Below are 2300 nucleotides of genomic sequence, written 5' to 3' on the forward strand. Positions count from 1 at the left end.
CGGCCGGGCGCCTCCCGCGCGCGCCGCGCCAGCCGCTCGTCAACGCGTTGCGCCAGCGCGGCGAGCCCGCCGGCCAGCAGCACCGACAGGCCGAGGGCGACCAGCGGCACGGCACGCGGCATCGAACGCAGGGCGAAACCAACGCTGGACGCCTCGGCGAACGACCGGAAGGCCCCGCCCAGCGGCGAGGGGTTCTCGTAGGGGTAGACCCCGACCGCGACCGTGGTGCCGACGAGCACGAGCAGGACGAAGTAGGCCCGGTATCCCCACCGGCACAGCGCCGCACCCGCCAGGGCCAGCAGCGGCACCGTGAAGCTGATGAGGATCACCCAGATGGTCTGGGTGTAGTCCCGGGACGGGGCGATCCAGGTGCCCAGCGCGTCCCCGCCGTAGAAGTACCAGTTGCCCAGACCGCGCAGCACCTCGGAGGCCTGCGAGGCGCTCGCGACCGTCCTGAGTGTCTCGCTGTAGGCGAGGATGTCGACGCCGTAGCCGGCCTGGGTGAGCAGGCCCGCGATCCACCAGGCCGAGCAGCCCACGACCGCCACCGCGGCCCGGGCGCACATGCCCAGCGCGGGGCCGAGGCGGGCCTCCCGGGTGACCCACACCGCGAAGGGCAGCCACAGGATCGGCGCCAGCAGCACGAAGATCAGGCTGGCGGCGTTGCTGCTGCCGACCAGCGCGACGGCGATGCCGAACGCCGCCGGCCAGCGCCAGCCGTCCGGCCGCCACCCCGCCAGGCCACCCCGCGCCTCGCGCAGGCCACGGACCGTGATCCCCAACAGCCAGCCCAGGCCCGTGTACGGCAGCAGGATCGCCGACATCCGCGCCTCGTACTCGAGGACGTAGGGGGTCAGCATGTAACCCGCGGCCGCGACGAAGGCGAACCGGTGCGGCCAGCGGAACGAACGCATGCAGAACAGCACGCCCGCGCCGGCCATGAACAGCACCGAACCCGTCCACAGCCGCTGGGCGGCCCAGGTGGGCAGGCTCAGCAGGTCCAGGAACCAGAAGAAGGTGCCCTGCGGGAGCAGGAAGCCGATGTTCTGATGGGTGACCACACCCATCCCGACACCGGGATCCCACATGATCCCCGCTCGTCCGATCAGCTCCCGCGGTTCCAGGTAGAGGTAGGCCTTGGTGTCGACGCCGACCCGGCCGGGCGCGGTGAACAGCAGCGGAAGGTAGCTGATCGCGGCCAGCAGCACGGTGGGCCACGATGGCAGCCAGCGCCGCAGGCCGCGCTCTGGTAGGCCGGTGCGGGCGGCCGGCCGGCGGGCGGTCCGGCGGCCGAGACCGCGCCGCGGGCGTGCTGATGGTGCGGTCAGGGTCACCGTCCAACCCAATCATCCTGGTTCGGTCCACGGCTGGCGGGTGCCGCCGGGAGGGACGGCCGCTCGCCGGGTCGGCTCACCGTGGCGGCTCACCTGCCGGCGCGGTGCGTGCGGGCCGTGTCCGGTGCATCTTAGAGATCTCTGCGGCGGTGGCGGGGTGCGGCCGAGGGGGTGGAACGCCACATGTTGTGTCGGCCACGGTGCAGCCCGCCCCCGGGGCGGCCCGGCTGTATCGGCGCCGCCACCCGACGGCCCGCCGTCGGCCCGGGCGGCGCGCCCCGCCGGGCCGCGATCCGGACCAGCGATCCGGCCACGGTCAGCAGCGCCGCGTGTACCACGAGTTCTATGCGGGCGGTGGCGATCGCGTCGCCCCGCGCCCACCACAGCGCCGGGACGGCGAGCGCGCTGGCGGCGGCCAGCACGGCGAGAACGCGGCGTTCCCCCACGGCGAGCAGGTAGTAGGTGCACAGGACGGTCGCTCCCAGGCAGGCCATCGCACCGGCCAGGGGCGCGAACGCGGGCGCGCGGGCGGCCAGGGGCGCGCCGAACGCGAGCGTGAGACCTGCCCTCGGCGCGACCAGCGCGACGGCGACGAGCGCCGCGGCCGGTACCGCGAGCATCGCCAGCGTCCCGCCGAGCTGGTGCAGGGCGTGCTCGCCGCGGTGCCGGCGGGTGGCGGTTTCGGGGAGCAGGAAACCGCCCAGGGCGACCGCGGCGAAGACCAGCGCCTTGCAGGCGACGGACACCGCCGCGTACGGGCCGGCGTCGGCGGAACGGTGCGCCCCGAGCACCAGCAGGTCGATGTTCTGCAACAGGCCGAGGAGTACCAGCGCGGTCAGCGCGGCGCCGATCTCGACGGTCGGACGGTTCGTCGGCACGGCAGGGCCTGTCGCCCCGACAGGGCTTGTTGGCATGGCGGGGCTGGCCGGCTCGGCGGGGCGCGCCCGCGTGGTGGGAGCTGTCCGC

General features: G+C 74.7%; 1 protein-coding gene and 1 pseudogene. Both read right to left on the bottom strand.

What is annotated here, in order from left to right; genetic code table 11:
* The coding region (locus tag CM1CMNOD_RS09705) for an alpha-(1->3)-arabinofuranosyltransferase domain-containing protein (RefSeq protein ID WP_131773956.1) at positions 1 to 1334 on the bottom strand (1334 nt) is incomplete at its 3' end.
* Positions 1335 to 1465: 131 nt separating this feature from the next.
* Positions 1466 to 2300, bottom strand: a pseudogene (locus tag CM1CMNOD_RS09710) (hypothetical protein); the annotation flags it as partial.

The organism is Protofrankia symbiont of Coriaria myrtifolia (assembly GCF_900634755.1).
GTDB lineage: Bacteria > Actinomycetota > Actinomycetes > Frankiales > Frankiaceae > Protofrankia > Protofrankia coriariae.